The 16,837-nt window shown below is 67.6% G+C and carries 15 protein-coding genes; 3 read left to right on the top strand and 12 right to left on the bottom strand.

What is annotated here, in order from left to right:
* Position 1: 1 nt before the first annotated feature.
* The 11 genes from A5756_RS06320 to dop form a co-directional block, all read right to left on the bottom strand.
* Positions 2 to 757 (bottom strand): DUF4333 domain-containing protein, encoded by a 756-nt coding sequence (locus A5756_RS06320; protein WP_066949058.1) that lies wholly within the window; start codon positions 755 to 757, stop codon positions 2 to 4.
* Between the two features lie 79 nt (positions 758 to 836).
* Positions 837 to 3,608 carry an RNA helicase gene (locus A5756_RS06325; RefSeq protein ID WP_066949061.1) on the bottom strand — a complete coding sequence of 924 codons (2,772 nt, stop codon included), beginning with the start codon at positions 3,606 to 3,608 and terminating at the stop codon, positions 837 to 839.
* 19 nt (positions 3,609 to 3,627) lie between these two features.
* The gene (tatC, locus tag A5756_RS06330; RefSeq protein ID WP_156659271.1) at positions 3,628 to 4,593 is read right to left on the bottom strand and encodes a twin-arginine translocase subunit TatC; all 966 of its coding nucleotides are present in this window, start codon (positions 4,591 to 4,593) and stop codon (positions 3,628 to 3,630) included.
* A gap of 45 nt (positions 4,594 to 4,638) precedes the next feature.
* Positions 4,639 to 4,932, bottom strand: a complete 294-nt coding sequence (gene tatA, locus A5756_RS06335) for a Sec-independent protein translocase subunit TatA (RefSeq protein WP_066949072.1) — start codon at positions 4,930 to 4,932, stop codon at positions 4,639 to 4,641.
* A 72-nt stretch (positions 4,933 to 5,004) separates the two neighbouring features.
* The gene (locus A5756_RS06340; RefSeq protein ID WP_066949075.1) at positions 5,005 to 5,976 is read right to left on the bottom strand and encodes a YafY family protein; all 972 of its coding nucleotides are present in this window, start codon (positions 5,974 to 5,976) and stop codon (positions 5,005 to 5,007) included.
* Positions 5,973 to 6,968 carry a YafY family protein gene (locus A5756_RS06345; protein ID WP_066949162.1) on the bottom strand — a complete coding sequence of 332 codons (996 nt, stop codon included), beginning with the start codon at positions 6,966 to 6,968 and terminating at the stop codon, positions 5,973 to 5,975. Before A5756_RS06345 ends, A5756_RS06340 begins: the two co-directional genes overlap by 4 nt.
* A 205-nt stretch (positions 6,969 to 7,173) precedes the next feature.
* Entirely contained in the window at positions 7,174 to 8,532 is a 1,359-nt protein-coding gene (pafA, locus tag A5756_RS06350; RefSeq protein ID WP_156622714.1) for a Pup--protein ligase, read from the bottom strand.
* A 188-nt stretch (positions 8,533 to 8,720) separates the two neighbouring features.
* The gene (gene prcA, locus A5756_RS06355) at positions 8,721 to 9,491 is read right to left on the bottom strand and encodes a proteasome subunit alpha (RefSeq protein WP_066949081.1); all 771 of its coding nucleotides are present in this window, start codon (positions 9,489 to 9,491) and stop codon (positions 8,721 to 8,723) included.
* Positions 9,488 to 10,363, bottom strand: a complete 876-nt coding sequence (gene prcB / locus A5756_RS06360; protein WP_066949083.1) for a proteasome subunit beta — start codon at positions 10,361 to 10,363, stop codon at positions 9,488 to 9,490. The genes prcA and prcB overlap by 4 nt, the downstream gene beginning before the upstream one ends.
* On the bottom strand, positions 10,360 to 10,554 hold the full coding sequence (locus A5756_RS06365) for a ubiquitin-like protein Pup (protein ID WP_007170369.1): 195 nt from the start codon (positions 10,552 to 10,554) through the stop codon (positions 10,360 to 10,362). The genes prcB and A5756_RS06365 overlap by 4 nt, the downstream gene beginning before the upstream one ends.
* Positions 10,555 to 10,671: 117 nt before the next feature.
* Entirely contained in the window at positions 10,672 to 12,180 is a 1,509-nt protein-coding gene (dop, locus tag A5756_RS06370) for a pup deamidase/depupylase (protein ID WP_066949085.1), read from the bottom strand.
* Between the two features lie 88 nt (positions 12,181 to 12,268).
* Between dop and A5756_RS06375 the strand changes: the two genes are divergently transcribed.
* Both A5756_RS06375 and A5756_RS06380 read left to right on the top strand, forming a co-directional pair.
* A complete protein-coding gene (locus A5756_RS06375; protein WP_066949087.1) occupies positions 12,269 to 13,453 on the top strand; it encodes a hypothetical protein in 1,185 nt (394 codons plus the stop codon).
* A gap of 9 nt (positions 13,454 to 13,462) precedes the next feature.
* Positions 13,463 to 14,104: a hypothetical protein gene (locus tag A5756_RS06380; RefSeq protein WP_066949089.1), complete on the top strand. Its 642-nt coding sequence runs from the start codon at positions 13,463 to 13,465 to the stop codon at positions 14,102 to 14,104.
* A gap of 30 nt (positions 14,105 to 14,134) precedes the next feature.
* On the opposite strand, the gene arc is transcribed toward A5756_RS06380, so the two are convergent.
* Entirely contained in the window at positions 14,135 to 15,961 is a 1,827-nt protein-coding gene (gene arc / locus A5756_RS06385) for a proteasome ATPase (RefSeq protein WP_066949164.1), read from the bottom strand.
* Positions 15,962 to 16,271: 310 nt separating this feature from the next.
* Between arc and A5756_RS06390 the strand changes: the two genes are divergently transcribed.
* Positions 16,272 to 16,837 (top strand): hypothetical protein (locus A5756_RS06390; RefSeq protein WP_066949098.1); only part of this gene is annotated, 566 nt, incomplete at its 3' end.

Here is a 16,837-nt window from a genome sequence, read left to right on the forward strand (position 1 = left end):
GCTACTGCGGGCGGCCGACCTCGTAGGTGCCCTTGTTGTCCTGGAAGGTCACCGTCACGTGCTTGGGGGCGCCGTCAATGCTGACGTCACAGTCGAAGGTGGCACCCTTCTTGACGGTGGGGTTCTGGCCGTGGTTGCACTTGACGTTCTGGACGTTCTTGGCCCCATAGCCGTTGGTCTCGTCGGACAGGACTTGCTGCACACCGGTCTGCGCCTTGTTGACGTCCAGCTTGGTGGTGACGAAGAACCCGGGCTGCCAGAAGCCGAGTATCAGTACGACCGCAATGAGCAGGAACGCGATCACCCCGCCCACGCCGGCGATTACGCCGACCGACCGCTTCTTGGCCGGCTGCTGCTCGTACGGCGGGTACTGCTGCGGGTACTGGCCCTGCTGACCGTATTGTCCGGGCTGACCGTACTGTCCCGGCTGACCGTATTGCCCCGGCTGCTGGTACTGGCCCGGCTGGCCGTATTGCCCCGGCTGCCCGTACTGGCCGGGCTGCGCATATTGACCGGGCTGCCCGTATTGCCCGGGCTGCTGATATCCGGGCTGCTGCGGGTATTGCTGCGGGTACGCCTGCTCGGCCGGCTGTTGGTACTGCGGGTAATCGGCGGGCGGCGTGTACGCCGGGGCCTGCCAGGTCGCCTCCTGGCCCGGCTGCTGCTGCCAGGGCGAGCCGACCTGGGTCGGCTCGGAGGAGTGATCGCCCTGGCCGGGCGGTTGCCACTGCTGTTCCGGTCCCTGCGGTCCGCTCATCGTCTCTCCTCAGCCCCTTGTGTCTCGGCACGAATCATCGGCGTTGTGATTTCCGCATCTACGGTAGCTTCGGCTCAGCCTACCCGGCGTCAACAGCGACGACGCCGCGCCGAACGTCGTTGATGGCGCGCTTGGCGGTGGCGCGCAGCTCGGGGTCCGGGGCGGCGTTGCGAATCTGGTCCAACAGATCGAGCACCTGCCGGCACCAGCGCACGAAATCCCCCGCCAGCAGCGGCGAGCCGGTGCCGGCCGGGTCGACGGCCGCCAGCGCGGCGGCCAGGTCGCCGGTCTTGGCCCAGCGATACATGACGTTGACGAAACCGTCGTCGGGCTCCCGACTGGGTGCGATCCGGTGTGTCTGCTCGTCGGTGCGCAACGCATACGACAACCGCGACGTTTGCTGCAGCGCCTGCCGCACGTGCTGGGTGGGCGCCTCGGCGGCGAAGGCCGCCCGCGGGCCCTCAGAGCCCCTGCTCTCGTACAGCACCGCCGAGACCACCGCGGCCAGCTCGGCGGGCTTCAGATCGGCCCACGCGCCGGTGCGCAGGCATTCGGCGACCAGGAGGTCGCTCTCGCTGTAGATGCGAGCCAGCAGCCGGCCGTCGTCGGTGACGTGGGGATCGGTTTCCGGGCCTCGAATGAAGCCACGCTCGGTGAGCAGGCCGACGATCCGGTCGAACGTCCGCGCCAGCGAATTGGTCGCGGCGGCAACCTTTTTCTCCAATTGGGCGTTGTCGCGTTCGATGCGCAGGTAGCGCTCGGCCTGCCGGACCTGGGCCTCCACGCCGGGTTCGTTGTGCGACGGGTGCCGACGAAGCTCCTCGCGCAACGACGCCAGCTCGGGGTCGTGGAAGCCGTCGTCGTCGCCGCGACCGCTGCGCCGCCTCGCCGGAACGGCCAACCCGGCGGCCGCCGACCGCAGCGCGGACGCCAGGTCACGACGGACCCGCGGTTGCCGGTGCTCGACCCTCTTGGGCAACGGCATCGAACCGACCGGGGCCGCCGCTCCCGAGTAGTCGGCCGTCGAAATCCGGCCGGCCCAGCGGTTTTCGGTGAGCACCAGCGGGCGCGGATCGTCGCCGTCGCGGGCGGATTCCAATACCACCGCCAGCCCGCCGCGCCGGCCGTGGGTGATGTTGATGATGTCCCCGCGCCGCAGCGCGGCCAGCGCGTCACTGGCCGCCTGCCGCCGCTGCAGCCGCGACGCGCGGGACTGCGCGCGCTCCATCTCGGTGATGCGCGCACGCATCCGGGCATAGTCCAGGATCGGCGCCTTCGGCCCGCCGAGCTCGGCGGCGATCTCGCCGAGCATCGCCGTGCCGCGCTCGATGCCGCGGACCAGGCCGACCACCGAGCGGTCAGCCTGATACTGGGCGAACGACTGCTCCAGCAGCCGATGGGCCTGCTCGGGACCCATCTGTTGCACGAGGTTGATCGTCATGTTGTACGACGGGGCGAACGAGCTGCGCAGCGGGAAGGTGCGGGTGGACGCCAGGCCCGCCACGGCGGCCGGCTCGGTGTTCTCGTCGGTGGGATTCCACAGCACCACCGCGTGGCCCTCGACGTCGATGCCGCGCCGCCCGGCGCGCCCGGTCAGCTGCGTGTACTCCCCCGGCGTCAGCGGCATGTGCTGCTCGCCGTTGAACTTCACCAGACGTTCGAGCACCACCGTGCGGGCGGGCATGTTGATGCCGAGCGCCAAGGTCTCGGTAGCGAAGACCGCCTTGACCAGCCCGGCGGTGAACAGCTCCTCGACGGTGTGCCGGAAAACAGGCAACATCCCGGCGTGGTGGGCCGCCAGACCGCGCAACAGCCCCTCGCGCCACTCGTAGTAGCCGAGCACCGCCAGGTCGGCGTCGGCAAGATCACCGCACCGGTGCTCGATCACCTCGGCGATCTGCGCGCGCTCCTCCTCGGTGGTCAGCCGCAGCGGCGAGCGCAGGCACTGCTGGACGGCGGCGTCGCAGCCGGCGCGGGAGAACACGAACGTGATCGCCGGCAGCAGCCCCTCGGAGTCCAGCGTCGCGATCACGTCCGCCCGGCCGGGCGGACGATAGAACCGCGGCCGGCCAGGCGCACCGCGCCCGCCCCGCGACCTGCGCGGCTGCCAGTCCGACATCCGGTCCGCCTCCCGGCGATGCGCGATGTGGCGCACCAGGTCCGGGCTCACGCGCGACTCGTGGCCGGCGATCGGCTGTCCGCCGGCTTCGGAGCCGCGGTAGTCGAACAGGTCGAAGAGGCGCTTGCCCACCAAGACGTGTTGCCACAGCGGCACCGGCCGATGCTCGTCGACCACTACGGTCGTATCGCCCCGCACCGTCTGGATCCAGCCGCCGAATTCCTCGGCGTTGCTCACCGTCGCCGACAGGCTGACCACTCGCACCTCGTCGGGCAGGTGCAGGATCACTTCCTCCCATACCGGGCCGCGCATCCGGTCGGCCAGGAAATGCACCTCATCCATCACCACGTAGGAAAGCCCTTGCAGCGCAGGCGAATCGGCGTAGAGCATGTTGCGCAGCACCTCGGTGGTCATCACCACCACGGGAGCGTCGGCGTTCACCGACATGTCACCGGTCAGCAGGCCGATCCGGTCGCGCCCGTAGCGCGCGGTCAGGTCGGTGTGCTTCTGATTGCTCAGCGCCTTGAGTGGCGTGGTGTAGAAGCACTTTCCGCCCGCGGCCAGCGCCAGGTGCACGGCGAATTCGCCCACCACCGTCTTGCCCGCCCCCGTCGGCGCGCAGACCAGCACGCCGTGACCGCGCTCGAGCGCGGCGCACGCCCGCTGCTGAAAGCCGTCCAGCGCAAAGGGCAGTTCCGCGGTGAATCGGGTCAGCTCGACGAGCTCCGTCACGTCCTGTGGCACCGACGGGTTAGGTGACATCGTCATGCTGGCCGGTGAACGACGGCTCCCAGACCGGGTCCTGTACCGGTGCGGGCGGCTCGATGACCGATGCCTCGTCGTCCGGGATCACCGCCTGGGCTTCGCGCTTGGCCTTCCGCCTGTCGTGCAGGCGGGCGATCTGGATGGCGAACTCGAGGAGCACCGACAGCGCCACGCCGAGGGCGGTCATCGAGAACGGGTCGGACCCGGGGGTGAAGACGGCCGCGAACACGAACATCGCGAAAATCAGGCCGCGCCGCCACGACTTGAGCCGCTCGTAGGGCAGCATGCCCGTCATGTTGAGCATGACGATCAGCAGCGGAAATTCGAAGCTGACCCCAAACACGACCAACAGGTTGATCAGGAATCCGAAATACCGGTCCCCGGACAGCGCGGTCACCTGCACGTCGCTGCCGACGGTCAGCAAGAAGCCCAGCGCCTTGGACAGCACGAAGTACGCCAGCACCGCGCCAGCGACGAACAGCACGGCCGCGGGGACGACGAACCCGACCGCGAAGCGCCGCTCCTTCTGGTAGAGCCCCGGCGTGATGAATGCCCACAGCTCGTAGAACCACACAGGGCAGGCCAGCACGACCCCGGCGGTCAGCCCGACCTTGAGCCGCAACATGAACTGGTCGAACGGGGCCGTGGCCAGCAGCCGGCATTGACCGTCGGCACTGATGCTCGCGCGTGCGGATTGAGGCAGCGAGCAGTACGGATGGCGCAGCCACTCGCCGAGGCTTTCCAGCCCGAAGATCGAATGCGAGTACCAGACGAACCCGAAGATCGTGGTGACCAGGATAGCGGCCAGCGAGAGCAGCAGACGCGTGCGCAGCTCCGTCAGGTGGTCGACGAGCGACATCGTCGCGTCGGGATTGGTGCGGCTGCGCCTGTTACGCGGATTGAGGCGCCTCAGCACGCCGGCAGTGCGCGCTGAAACCTTGAAAACTTTCACGACGCTCGTTCAGTGGCGTTCGGGCACCGCGACGACGATGGCCGGCTACGCCGGGCGAGCTTCGGAGTGCCCCTGCTCGGGAGCCGCCGCCGGGGCGTCGACCCGCTGCGACTGCACGGGAGTGGGGTTCGCGGCGGAGGGGGCACTGTTGGTCGCGCTGTTCGTCTCCAGGGCCGACGACTCCGCTTTGTTCTCGCTCTGCATTTCGCGCAGCTCAGACTTGAAGATGCGCATCGACTTGCCCAACGAACGTGCTGCATCGGGGAGCTTCTTGGCACCAAAAAGCAGGATCACCACCACGGCGAGGATCGCCCAGTGCCACGGACTAAGACTGCCCACTTTGATTACCTCCAGACGTCTACCCGATGCTACCGCAGTGCGACGGTCCCCCGGGGCGCCCGCGCCGTGACCTCAGTGGGTAAGCGCCTGATAGGACTCGCACGCCGCGGCCGCCGCATCCCGGACACGTCTCGCGAGTGATTCCGGTTCAAGCACCCGCACGTCCGACCCAAAGCCCAGCACGAGGCGCGTCATCCAGTCCTCGGAGGCGTAGGTCATCACCGCGTCGCAGGATCCGTCCGGCAACTCCCGCACCTCACGCATCGGGTAGTACTCGAACATCCACGACGCCGAGGGCGCGACCCGCAGTTTGGCCGACGGCAGTGACGGATCTCCGTCGAACAACGACGTGTCCGGCGGGGCCTGCAGCGCCAGTTCGGGCGGGGCCGCCGGCTCGTCCAACTCGGTGGCATCGACGATCCGGTCGAAGCGGAACAGCCGCACCCCGTCCGATTCCCGCGACCAGGCCTCCAGGTAGCTGTGGCCACCGATCAGCAGTACCCGGACGGGGTCGACGATCCGGCTGGTAAGGGTGTCATGCGACGCGGAGTAATAGTCGATGGCCAGCGCGCGTTTGTGCTGGACGGCCGTGCGGACCGCGGCCGCCGCGCGGCTTTCCGCGGGCGCGGGCTCGTCGACCGCTGCCACCGAGCCGGTGGCGTCGTGCCCGATGGCGCCGGCCGCGGCCTCGATCTTGGCGATCGCGCTGCGTGCCGCCTCCGGGTCGACGACGCCCGGGATATCGGCGAGTGCCCGCAACGCCACCAACAGACCGGTGGCCTCCGGTGAGGTGAGCTTGAGCGGCCGGTCGATGCCCGCGGAGAACGTCACCTCGATGGTGTCGCCGGAGAATTGGAAGTCGATCAGGTCACCCGGGTAGTAACCGGGCAGGCCGCACATCCACAGCTGGTTGAGGTCCTCTTCCAGTTGCTTGGCGGATACCCCGAGGTCGGCGGCCGCCTTGGCCCGAGTGACCCGCGGGTTGGCCTGGAAATACGGCACCATGTTGAGCAGCCGGATCAATCGCGTGGATATGGGGGTCATGGCTGGTTCGCCTCCTCCACGTGGGCGCGCAGCCGCGCCAGCACGTCGTCGCGCAGGGACTGCGGCTCGAGCACTATGGCGTCGGCCCCATAGCCGGCGATGTCGCGGGCCAACCGGTCGCTGGATCCGATGTCGATTTCGACCACGTCGCCGTCGCGGCCGCCCAGCTGCCGCGTGCCGGTCGACGTCCCGGCGCGCCGCAACGCGGTGGCCCGCCCGTCGGCGACCCACACCCGCGCCTGCCCACCGGTCGGGATCTCGGCCACCGTGCGGGCGACGATCTGGCGCAGGTCCACGTCCTCGGGCACGACGACCACCCCGGGTGGGCCGATCGGCCTGACCTCGGCGCCGATTCGCGACAGCCGAAAGGTGCGAGTGGCGTCGCGGTCGCGGTCGTGGCCCACCAGATACCAGCGACCCTTCTGGGTCACGACGCCCCACGGTTCCACGGTGCGCATGCTGTACGGCTCGGCCCGCGACGGCCGGTGCGGGAACTGCACCGCCTGCCGGGAATCGATGGCCGACAACAGGACTCCGAGAACCTCCTCCGACCCGCGCAGCCCGGGCACGCCGGCCGGGGAGGCGATGGCCACCGGCGCGTCGGGGTCGACGTCCACCCCGGCAGCACGCAGCTTGAGCAACGCGCCCTGGGTGGCGGTGATCAGCTCGGGCGACTCCCACAATTGCGTCGCGACGGCTACCGCGGCCGCCTCGTCCGAAGTCAGCTCGACTGCCGGCAGCGAGTAGGCGTCGCGGTTGATGCGGTAGCCCTCGGTGGGATCCTGGGCCGACGCCCTGCCGACCTCCAGCGGTATGCCCAGATCGCGCAGCTCGTTCTTGTCGCGCTCGAACATGCGGGAGAACGCCTCGGCGCTGGGACTGTCCGCGTACCCGGCCACGCTGGACCTGATCTTCTCCGCGCTGATGTAGCCGCGGGTGGACAGCAGGGCGATGACGAGATTGACCAACCGCTCGACTTTCGAGGTCGCCATTCGCACCAGGTTATAGCTGGCGCTCGCGCCGCGCCTGCACCGGCTGGCGAGTCGCACCATTAACAATCGCCACACCAGTCACGAGCCGGCGAGCACCACAGCCTTCGAGAATTTGATAGCGCCGGCGCTATCACGTTTCCGGCGGGAGCATGGGCCGCCCTGGCGGGACTGGTGTGACTGGTGCGACCAATGGTGAGCGGTGGAGCTACATGCTGGCGATCAGCCGCTTGACCCGCTCGTCGACCGCCCGGAAGGGGTCTTTGCACAGCACGGTGCGTTGGGCCTGGTCGTTGAGCTTGAGGTGCACCCAGTCGACGGTGAAGTCGCGGCCCGCGGCCTGGGCGGCGCTGATGAACTCGCCACGCAGCCGGGCGCGGGTGGTCTGGGGCGGATGGTCGACCGCCTCCGTGATTTCCTCGTCGGTGGTCACGCGCGCCGCAAGGCCCTTGCGCTGCAGCAGGTCGAACACGCCGCGCCCGCGCTTGATGTCGTGATAGGCCAGGTCCAGCTGGGCGATCTTGGGGTCGGACAGCTCCATGTTGTAGCGGTCCTGGTAGCGCTGGAACAGCTTGCGCTTGATCACCCAGTCGATTTCGGTGTCGACCTTGGCGAAGTCCTGGCTCTCGACAGCGTCGAGCTGACGCCCCCACAGGTCCACGACCTGCTCGATCTGGGCGTTGGGCTCGCGGGTCTGCAGGTGTTCGACGGCGCGGGTGTAGTACTCGCGCTGGATGTCCAGCGCGCTGGCCTGACGCCCGCCGGCCAGCCGCACCGGCCGGCGGCCGGTGACATCGTGGCTGACCTCCCGGATGGCGCGGATGGGGTTGTCCAGCGAGAAGTCGCGGAAGGGAACGCCGGCCTCGATCATTTCCAGCACCAGCGCCGCGGTCCCCACCTTGAGCATGGTGGTGGTCTCGCACATGTTGGAGTCGCCGACGATCACGTGCAACCGCCGGTACTTCTCGGCGTCGGCGTGCGGCTCGTCGCGGGTGTTGATGATCGGACGGCTGCGGGTGGTGGCCGAGGAGACACCCTCCCAGATGTGCTCGGCACGTTGGGAAAGGCAGAACGTCGCCGCCTTGGGGGTTTGCAGCACCTTGCCGGCCCCGCAGATCAGCTGGCGGGTGACCAGGAACGGCAGCAACACATCGGAGATCCGGGAGAACTCGCCGGCCCGCACGATCAGGTAGTTCTCGTGGCAGCCGTAGGAGTTGCCCGCCGAATCGGTGTTGTTCTTGAACAGGTAGATGTCGCCGCCGATGCCCTCGTCGGCGAGCCGCTGTTCGGCGTCGATGAGCAGGTCTTCCAGCACCCATTCGCCGGCCCGGTCGTGGGTGACCAGCTGTACCAGGCTGTCGCACTCGGCCGTCGCGTACTCGGGGTGGCTGCCCACGTCGAGATACAGGCGGGCACCGTTGCGGAGGAAAACGTTGGAGCTGCGCCCCCAGGACACGACGCGCCGGAAGAGATAACGGGCGACCTCGTCCGGGGACAGGCGGCGATGGCCGTGGAAGGTGCAGGTGACACCGAACTCGGTCTCGATGCCCATAATTCGTCGCTGCACGTAATCGAGGGTACTGGTTGTCCGACCGGGAGGGCGCGGAAGCCGCGCCTACGGGTCCCGACGACTTTCCCGCGGCCCGCTAGCGCCTCCGGCGACGGCTCACCAGCACCCTGGGTACCAGCGGTCCCAGAACCGCACCCGTGCGCTCGGTGTTCTGCCGATAGCGAACACGCGCGGACACGCCCGATTCAGCCCGCGGAGTCGCCGTTGGAATCCGGCGCTTCGCCGTTGCTTTCCGGCTGCTTCGAATCTCCCTCGTGCAACAGGTTTTCCAGGGCGGCCCGGTTGATCCGCCGGAACGCCCGCCGCGGCCGGCTGACGTCCAGGATGGCAACCTCCAGGCTGCCCACATCCGGAGAAAGATCCCCGTTGGAACCGTCGGCACTGCCGGCCCGCAACGCCTTCACAGCGATCTGCGTCGCGTCGCGCAGGTCGGCGTTCTCGGCGTAGGACTCCTTGAGCGCGGTGGTGATCGGCTCCGTCGTACCGCCCATCACCACGAAATGCGGCTCATCGGCGATCGACCCGTCGTAGGTGATGCGGTACAACTCAGGCGGTTTCGTCTCGCCGTAGTGCGCCACCTCGGCGACGCACAACTCCACCTCGTACGGCTTGGCCTGCTCGGTGAAGATGGTGCCCAAAGTCTGGGCGTAGACGTTGGCCAGCTGGCGGCCGGTGACGTCGCGGCGGTCGTACGCGTAGCCCCGGGTGTCGGCGAACTGGATTCCGCCGCGCCGCAGATTATCGAACTCGTTGAACTTGCCCGCGGCTGCGAAGCCCACGCGATCGTAGAGCTCGCTGATCTTCTGCAGGGACCGCGACGGGTTCTCCGCCACAAACAGCACACCACCGGCGTAGACCAGCGCGACCACGCTCTTGCCGCGCGCGATGCCTTTGCGTGCGAGCTCGCTGCGCTCGCGCATCGCCTGCTCGGGCGATATGAAATAAGGAAAGCTCACTTCTCACCGCCATCGGGGCCGAAAGTATCGGCGCGCGAGCGACTTTCGATAACTTCGCGGGCCAGCTCGGCGATCCGCCGCTCGGGCACCTCGGCCGCCCCTTCGGCACCGATGGTGACCGCCGTCGGGTAAATACCGCGCACCAAGTCGGGTCCGCCGGTGGCGGAATCGTCATCGGCGGCGTCGTACAGCGCCTCGACGGCCACCCGCACCGCGGAATCGGCGTCGACGACGCGCGAGTACAACTTCTTGATCGACGACTTGGCGAAGATCGACCCCGACCCCACCGACTGGTAGCCCTCTTCTTCCACGTTCCAGCCGCCGGCGGCGTCGAACGAGACGATCCGGCCGGCTCCCTCGGGGTCGGCCGCGTGGATGTCGTAGCCCGCCAGCAGCGGCAGCGCCACCAGTCCCTGCATCGCGGCGGCCAGGTTTCCGCGCACCATGATCGCGAGCCGGTTCACCTTGCCGGCGAACGTGAGCGGCACACCTTCGAGCTTCTCGTAGTGCTCGAGTTCCACCGCGTAGAGGCGGGCGAACTCGACGGCGATGGCCGCGGTGCCCGCGATGCCCGTGGCGGTGTAGTCGTCGGTGACGTATACCTTTTTCACGTCACGCCCGGCGATCATGTTGCCCTGGGTAGAGCGACGGTCGCCGGCGATGACAACGCCACCGGGATATTTCAGGGCCACGATGGTCGTGCCGTGCGGCAGCTGCGAGCCGGCCCCGCCGGCTTGCGCGCCGCCGAGAGTCGCCGGCAGCAGCTCCGGCGCTTGACGGCGCAGGAAGTCAGCAAACGACGACAGGTCTACGGCGGGATTTGCCGGGAGGGGGGAGTTAGCGGAGAGACGGTCGGAGAAGGGCCAGGTCACTGTCCGCCCTTTTGGACGTATGCCCGGACGAAGTCTTCAGCGTTCTCTTCGAGGACGTCATCGATCTCGTCGAGCAGATCGTCGGTGTCCTCGGCTAGCTTCTCGCGGCGCTCCTGGCCCGCGGCCGTGCTGTCGGCGAAATCGTCGTCGTCGCCACCACCACCGCCACGCTTGGTCTGCTCCTGAGCCATCGCCGGCCTCCTGCTTCATGTGAACTTGTTCAGCGGCTTGCTTGGTTCGTCAGCCACACTGCCCCGCTGGTATCTCTACCCTACCGGTCAACCCCGACGTTCCCCGGTTTAACCGGCTCAGCTGGTGAGTTGTTCCACCAGTTCGGCGGCGCTATCCACCGAATCCAGCAGTGCTCCGACGTGCGCCTTACTGCCGCGCAGCGGCTCAAGCGTCGGAATCCGAACCAGCGAGTCGCCACCCAGGTCGAAGATCACCGAGTCCCAACTGGCCGCGGCGATGTCGGCGCCGAACCTGCGCAGGCATTCACCCCGGAAGTACGCGCGCGTGTCCGTCGGCGGGTTGTCCACGGCCTCCAGCACCTGGTGTTCGGTGACCAGACGCTTCATCGAGCCACGCGCGACGAGCCGGTTGTACAGGCCCTTGTCCAGCCGGACATCGGAATACTGCAGATCGACCAGGTGTAGCCGCGGCGCCGACCAGCTGAGATTCTCCCGCTGCCGGAAGCCCTCCAGCAGCCGCAGCTTGGCCGGCCAGTCGAGCACCTCGGCGCATTCCATCGGGTCCCGCTCGAGTTGGTCGAGCACCTGGGCCCAGGTCTGGACGATGTCGGCGGCGCGGGGGTCGGGGTCGCGGCTGTCGACCAGCTTCGCCACCCGGTCCAGGTAAATCCGTTGCAACGCAAGGGCCGTCAATTCGCGACCGTCGGCCAGCGCCACGACGGCCCGCAGGGACGGATCGCGGCTGATCGCGTGGACCGCGTGCACCGGCCTGGCCAGCACCAAGTCGCTCAGGTCGATCCCGTGCTCCGGGCCGACTTCGATCAGGTCCAGCACCAGCGCCGTGGTGCCCAGCTTCAGATAGGTCGACGTCTCGGCCAGGTTGGCGTCGCCGATGATGACGTGCAACCTGCGGTACCGGTCGGCGTCGGCGTGCGGTTCGTCGCGGGTGTTGATGATGCCCCGCTTGAGCGTGGTTTCGAGGCCGACCTCGACCTCGATGTAATCGGAGCGCTGGGACAGCTGGAAGCCGGGCTCGTCACCGGACGGCCCGATGCCGACCCGGCCGGAGCCGGTCACCACCTGCCGGGACACCAGAAAGGGGGTCAGTCCGGCGATGATCGACGAAAACGGCGTCTGCCGCGACATCAGGTAATTTTCGTGCGCGCCGTAGGAGGCGCCTTTGCCGTCCACATTGTTCTTGTAGAGCTGCAGCTTGGCGGCCCCGGGCACGCTGGCGACGTGCCGGGCGGCGGCCTCCATCACCCGCTCGCCGGCCTTATCCCAGACCACCGCGTCGAGCGGGTCGGTGCACTCGGGCGCCGAGTACTCGGGATGTGCGTGGTCGACGTAGAGCCGCGCCCCGTTGGTCAGGATCATGTTGGCGGCGCCGACCTCGTCGGCGTCGACCACCGGGGGCGGACCCGCCGAGCGGCTCAGGTCGAAACCGCGGGCGTCGCGCAGTGGCGATTCCACCTCGTAGTCCCATCGGGTGCGCTTGGCGCGTTGAATGCCGGCGGCGGCCGCATAGGCCAACACCGCTTGGGTCGAGGTGAGGATCGGGTTGGCGGTCGGGTCGGACGGCGACGAAATGCCGTACTCGACCTCCGTCCCGATAATCCGTTGCATGCGTTCAGCGTAGGCCGGGCGACGATCCGTCCTCGCGCAGGGGGAAAACGCCCGGCACGAGGTTGCCGCGCCACTAGGGTGACCGGATGTGGACCCAACTCCGCGCCGCACGCCGGACCGCAGGCAGGCGGCCGCGGCTGAACAGTGGTTCTTAGAGCGTGGGTTGCCGTCGGTGCTGACCCGGCGCGGCCGGTGGCGGCGGCTGTGGCCGCGGTGCGCTCCCGCGCTGGCGGCCTGGGCGGCGGTGGAGGTCTGCCTGCTGGGCGTCTATTTCGTCAGCGACGGCAAAGAGGTCTTCATCAGCGGAACGCCGACGACTCACCAGTGGGTGATTCTGGCGCTGCTCGCGGTCGCTCTCCCGCTGGCCGCCCTGGCCGGTTGGCTGGTATCGCGGACGTCGAGCGGGCGCAACCGCGCGACCGTCGCGACCGTGGCACTGGGCCTCGCGATCGCGTGCGGTGTCATCGAATCCGGCCCCATGCAGTTGACCCGGCACGCCGTCATCCTGGTCCTGGTGTTCGTGCTGACCGGCAGCGGCGTTGGGTCGGTGTTCGCGTGGGCGGTGCGCATGACGATGGAGCACCTGTCCACGGTTGGCACGCTGGCGGTCCGCGCCCTGCCCATCGTGCTGCTGACCGCGTTGGTGTTCTTCAACACCTACGTCTGGCTGATGGCGGCGAACATCAACGGCGAAAGACTTTCGCTGGCAATCGTTTTCCTGCTCGGCATTGCAGGGACCTTCGTCGTGTCCAAGACCGTGGAACGAGTGCGACCCCTGTTGAAGTCGACGGCGTCGCTGCCCCAAGGTAGTGAGAACCTCGCCGGCACACCGTTTGCGACGATGCATGATCCCGCGGCCGGCACCCCCCTGAAACGCGCAGAACGCCTCAACGTGGTGTTTCTGCTGGCGACCTCACAACTCATCGAGATCCTGGTGGTGGCCGCCGTCGCCGCGACGATGTATCTGGTCCTCGGCCTGATCATCTTGACGCCACCACTACTCAAGGAATGGGCGCACAACACGGCCACCACCTCGACGGTATTCGGCTTCACGTTCCCGGCGCCAGATTCGCTGATCCACATGTGCCTGTTCCTGGGCGCGCTGACGTTCATGTACATCAGCGCCCGCGCGGTCGACGACGCCGAGTATCGGGGTATGTTCCTCGACCCGCTGATCGACGATCTGCACACCGCCCTGGCGGCCCGCAACCGCTACCGCGGCGCGGTCGCGCCGTCCGCGCTTGCTGTTGACGGCACCGACGGTAGTGACTAACTTCACCGTGTGTCCGCCCCCGAATCCGACCACGTCGGTAAACACTCGCTCGACCTGGCCGGAAAACGCTACGGCGAAGTGCTACTGGTAACTTCCGGCGAGGCCGGCCCGCAGGCAACGGTCTACAACAGCTTTCCGCTCAACGACTGCCCCGCCGAACTGTGGTCCGCGCTCGACCCGCACGCCATCGCCGCCGAAAACGGCGTGGCCGCAGCGCTGCTCAACGGTCCGCGGTACTGGCTGATGAACGCCATCGAGAAACAAGCCCAAGGTCCGCAGGTGACCAAGACCTTCGGCGGCATCGAGATGATCCAGCAGGCGACGGTCCTGTTGTCCTCGATGAATCCCGCGCCCTATGTCCCCAACAAGGTCAATCGCCACACCGTCTTCGTCTTCAACGCCGGACAACAGATCTACGAACTCATCGACCCCCAGGGACAGCACTGGGTGATGCAGACCCTGAGCCAAGTCGCCGACCCCAACCTGTCGCAAGCCGATTTGCCGCGACTCGCCGACCGGCTCGACCTGCCGGCGGGGTGGACCTACCAGCCCCGTGTCCTCACCGACGAGCTGCGCGTGGACACCCGGACCCGGGCGGCCCAAGTGCTGCAGGACAATCTGACCAACAGCTACTCGTTGGTGACCGACTGACGCTGAACCGCACCGCGCCGGCGCGCCGCCTTACAGGTATTGGCCGAGGTTGGATTCGGTGTCGATGGCCCGCGATGCGCTCGAGCTCTTGCCGGTGACCAGCGTGCGGATGTAGACGATCCGCTCGCCCTTCTTACCCGAAATCCGTGCCCAGTCATCGGGGTTGGTGGTGTTGGGCAGGTCCTCGTTCTCGGCGAACTCGTCCACGATCGAGTCGAGCAGATGCTGGATGCGCAGACCCGGTTGCCCGGTTTCCAGCACCGACTTGATCGCGTTCTTCTTCGCCCGGTCGACGACGTTCTGGATCATGGCTCCGGAGTTGAAGTCCTTGAAGTACATGACTTCCTTGTCACCGTTGGCGTAGGTGACCTCCAGGAACCGGTTGTCGTCGATCTCGGCGTACATCCGCTCGACGACCTTTTCGATCATCGCCCGGATGCAGGCCGAACGGTCGCCCCCGAACTCGGCGAGATCGTCGGCATGCACCGGCAGCGTCTCGACCAGGTACTTCGAGAAGATGTCTTGCGCCGCTTCGGCATCGGGCCGCTCGATCTTGATCTTCACGTCCAGACGGCCGGGCCGCAGGATCGCGGGGTCGATCATGTCCTCACGGTTGGAGGCGCCGATCACGATGACGTTCTCGAGCCCCTCCACCCCGTCGATCTCACTCAGCAGCTGCGGGACCACGGTGGTCTCGACATCGGAGGAGACGCCGGTGCCGCGGGTGCGGAATATCGAGTCCATCTCGTCGAAGAACACGATCACCGGTGTTCCCTCGGACGCCTTCTCGCGGGCCCGCTGGAAGATCAGCCGGATGTGCCGCTCGGTCTCGCCGACGAACTTGTTCAGCAGCTCCGGGCCCTTGATGTTGAGGAAGTAGGACTTCGCCTCGCGCGCGTCGTCCCCACGCACCTCGGCCATCTTCTTCGCCAGCGAGTTCGCCACCGCCTTGGCGATCAACGTCTTCCCACAGCCGGGCGGGCCGTACAGCAACACACCCTTGGGCGGGCGCAGCGCGTACTCCCGGTACAGCTCCTTGTGCAGGAAGGGCAGCTCCACCGCATCGCGGATCTGCTCGATCTGGCGAGTCAGGCCACCGATGTCCTGGTAGCTGACGTCGGGCACCTCTTCCAGCACCAGGTCTTCGACCTCGGCCTTGGGGATGCGCTCGAACGCGTAGCCCGCCTTGGTGTCGACCAGCAACGAGTCGCCCGGCCGCAGCTTGCGCGGCCTGGTGTCGTCGTTGAGGGCGTCGGGGTGTCCCTCCGGCAGGTCCTCGGCCACCAGCGGCTCCGCCAGCCAGACGATGCGCTCCTCGTCGGCGTGACCGACGACCAACGCGCGGTGCCCGTCGGCCAACAGCTCACGCAACGTGGAGATCTCGCCGACCGATTCGTAGGTGCCGGCCTCGACGACCGTCAGCGCCTCGTTGAGGCGAACCGTCTGGCCCTTGCGCAGCGACGCGACCTCGATGTTCGGCGAGCAGGTCAGGCGCATCTTGCGGCCCGAGGTGAACACATCGACGGTGTCGTCCTCGTGCGCGCCCAACAATACGCCGTAACCACTCGGCGGCTGCCCGAGCCGATCGACTTCCTCCCGCAACGCCAGTAGTTGCTGGCGCGCCTCTTTGAGCGTCTCCATCAACTTCGAGTTGCGGGCCGCAAGCGAGTCGATGCGGGCTTCCAGTTGATGCACATCGCGCGCGGAGCGGGCGCCGCCTTGCCCGGCCGCATGCTCGAGTTGCTCGCGCAGCAGCGCTGCCTCGCGGCGTAATTCTTCCAATTCGGCAGCATCGCCGGGGGACATGCCTGACTCACGGGGGGTACCGAATGATTCAGAACGCTCTGAGCCACCCATGTTGCGCTCCTTTCCCACACCGAATTGGCGCGGTGGATACTTCAAAGCTACCGGCGATTGACCAATGATGTGCGGAGTCAAATACCCACGAAAAGTTAAGATTTTCGTCTCGCTGGTAATCTCGGCCACTAATCTCGCTGATCGAAAGGGCCGCTGTGACCGCAAAAAGCCTCGCCACCGGCCTAGTCGGCTCAGCCGACGTCGGCGCGGCGAGCGCGGGTGTGAGTTCAGTTGCACCCGTTGGCCCGACCGCGCGCCGGGTGCCCCCTCCGCACAGCGTCCCGACCCCGCAGCCGGCCTGATCGACGGGATGCACCGACACCTGTCCGCAACGTTGAGCGCCGCCACCATCCTGGCGGCGGTCGGACTCTCGGGATGTTCGTCGCATCAGCAACCCCGAATTGCCTCCTCCGTGCCCGCGGCGGCCCCAGCCACGTCGAGCACGGTCGCTAGTTTTCCGACTACCCCGCTGCCGACGCCTGAAGCCCTTACCGACATCTTGACCCGGCTCGTCGACCCGAACGTATCCGGTATCAACAAGGTGGGTCTGGTCGAAGGCGCGACCCCCGAAAGCGCGGACACCCTGGGCAAGTTTTCCAACGCGTTGCGCGACAACGGCTACCTACCCATGAACTTCGTCGCGCACGACATCGCCTGGTCGGACAAGACCCCCGCCGACGTGGTGGCGACCATCGACGTCAACACCGCCCAGCCGGCAAACGCCAGCTTTCACTTCCCCATGGAATTCACGCCCTTCCAAGGGGGTTGGCAGTTGTCCCGGCGAACCGGCGAAATGCTGTTGGCGGTGGGCAAGTCGCCGGCGGTGACCCCGCCCCCCAGCCCGGCACCGGCGCCGCCTCCGGTGCCGGCCTGGGG

Source organism: Mycobacterium sp. 852002-53434_SCH5985345 (assembly GCF_001667155.1).
GTDB lineage: Bacteria > Actinomycetota > Actinomycetes > Mycobacteriales > Mycobacteriaceae > Mycobacterium.

Bases quoted from the DNA above. Each gene is read 5' to 3' on its own strand.
- A5756_RS06320 (WP_066949058.1), bottom strand. From the start codon at position 757: ATGAGCGGACCGCAGGGACCGGAACAGCAGTGGCAACCGCCCGGCCAG.
- A5756_RS06340 (WP_066949075.1), bottom strand. From the start codon at position 5,976: ATGACCCCCATATCCACGCGATTGATCCGGCTGCTCAACATGGTGCCG.
- A5756_RS06345 (WP_066949162.1), bottom strand. From the start codon at position 6,968: ATGGCGACCTCGAAAGTCGAGCGGTTGGTCAATCTCGTCATCGCCCTG.
- A5756_RS06365 (WP_007170369.1), bottom strand. From the start codon at position 10,554: ATGGCTCAGGAGCAGACCAAGCGTGGCGGTGGTGGTGGCGACGACGAC.
- dop (WP_066949085.1), bottom strand. From the start codon at position 12,180: ATGCAACGGATTATCGGGACGGAGGTCGAGTACGGCATTTCGTCGCCG.
- arc (WP_066949164.1), bottom strand. From the start codon at position 15,961: ATGGGTGGCTCAGAGCGTTCTGAATCATTCGGTACCCCCCGTGAGTCA.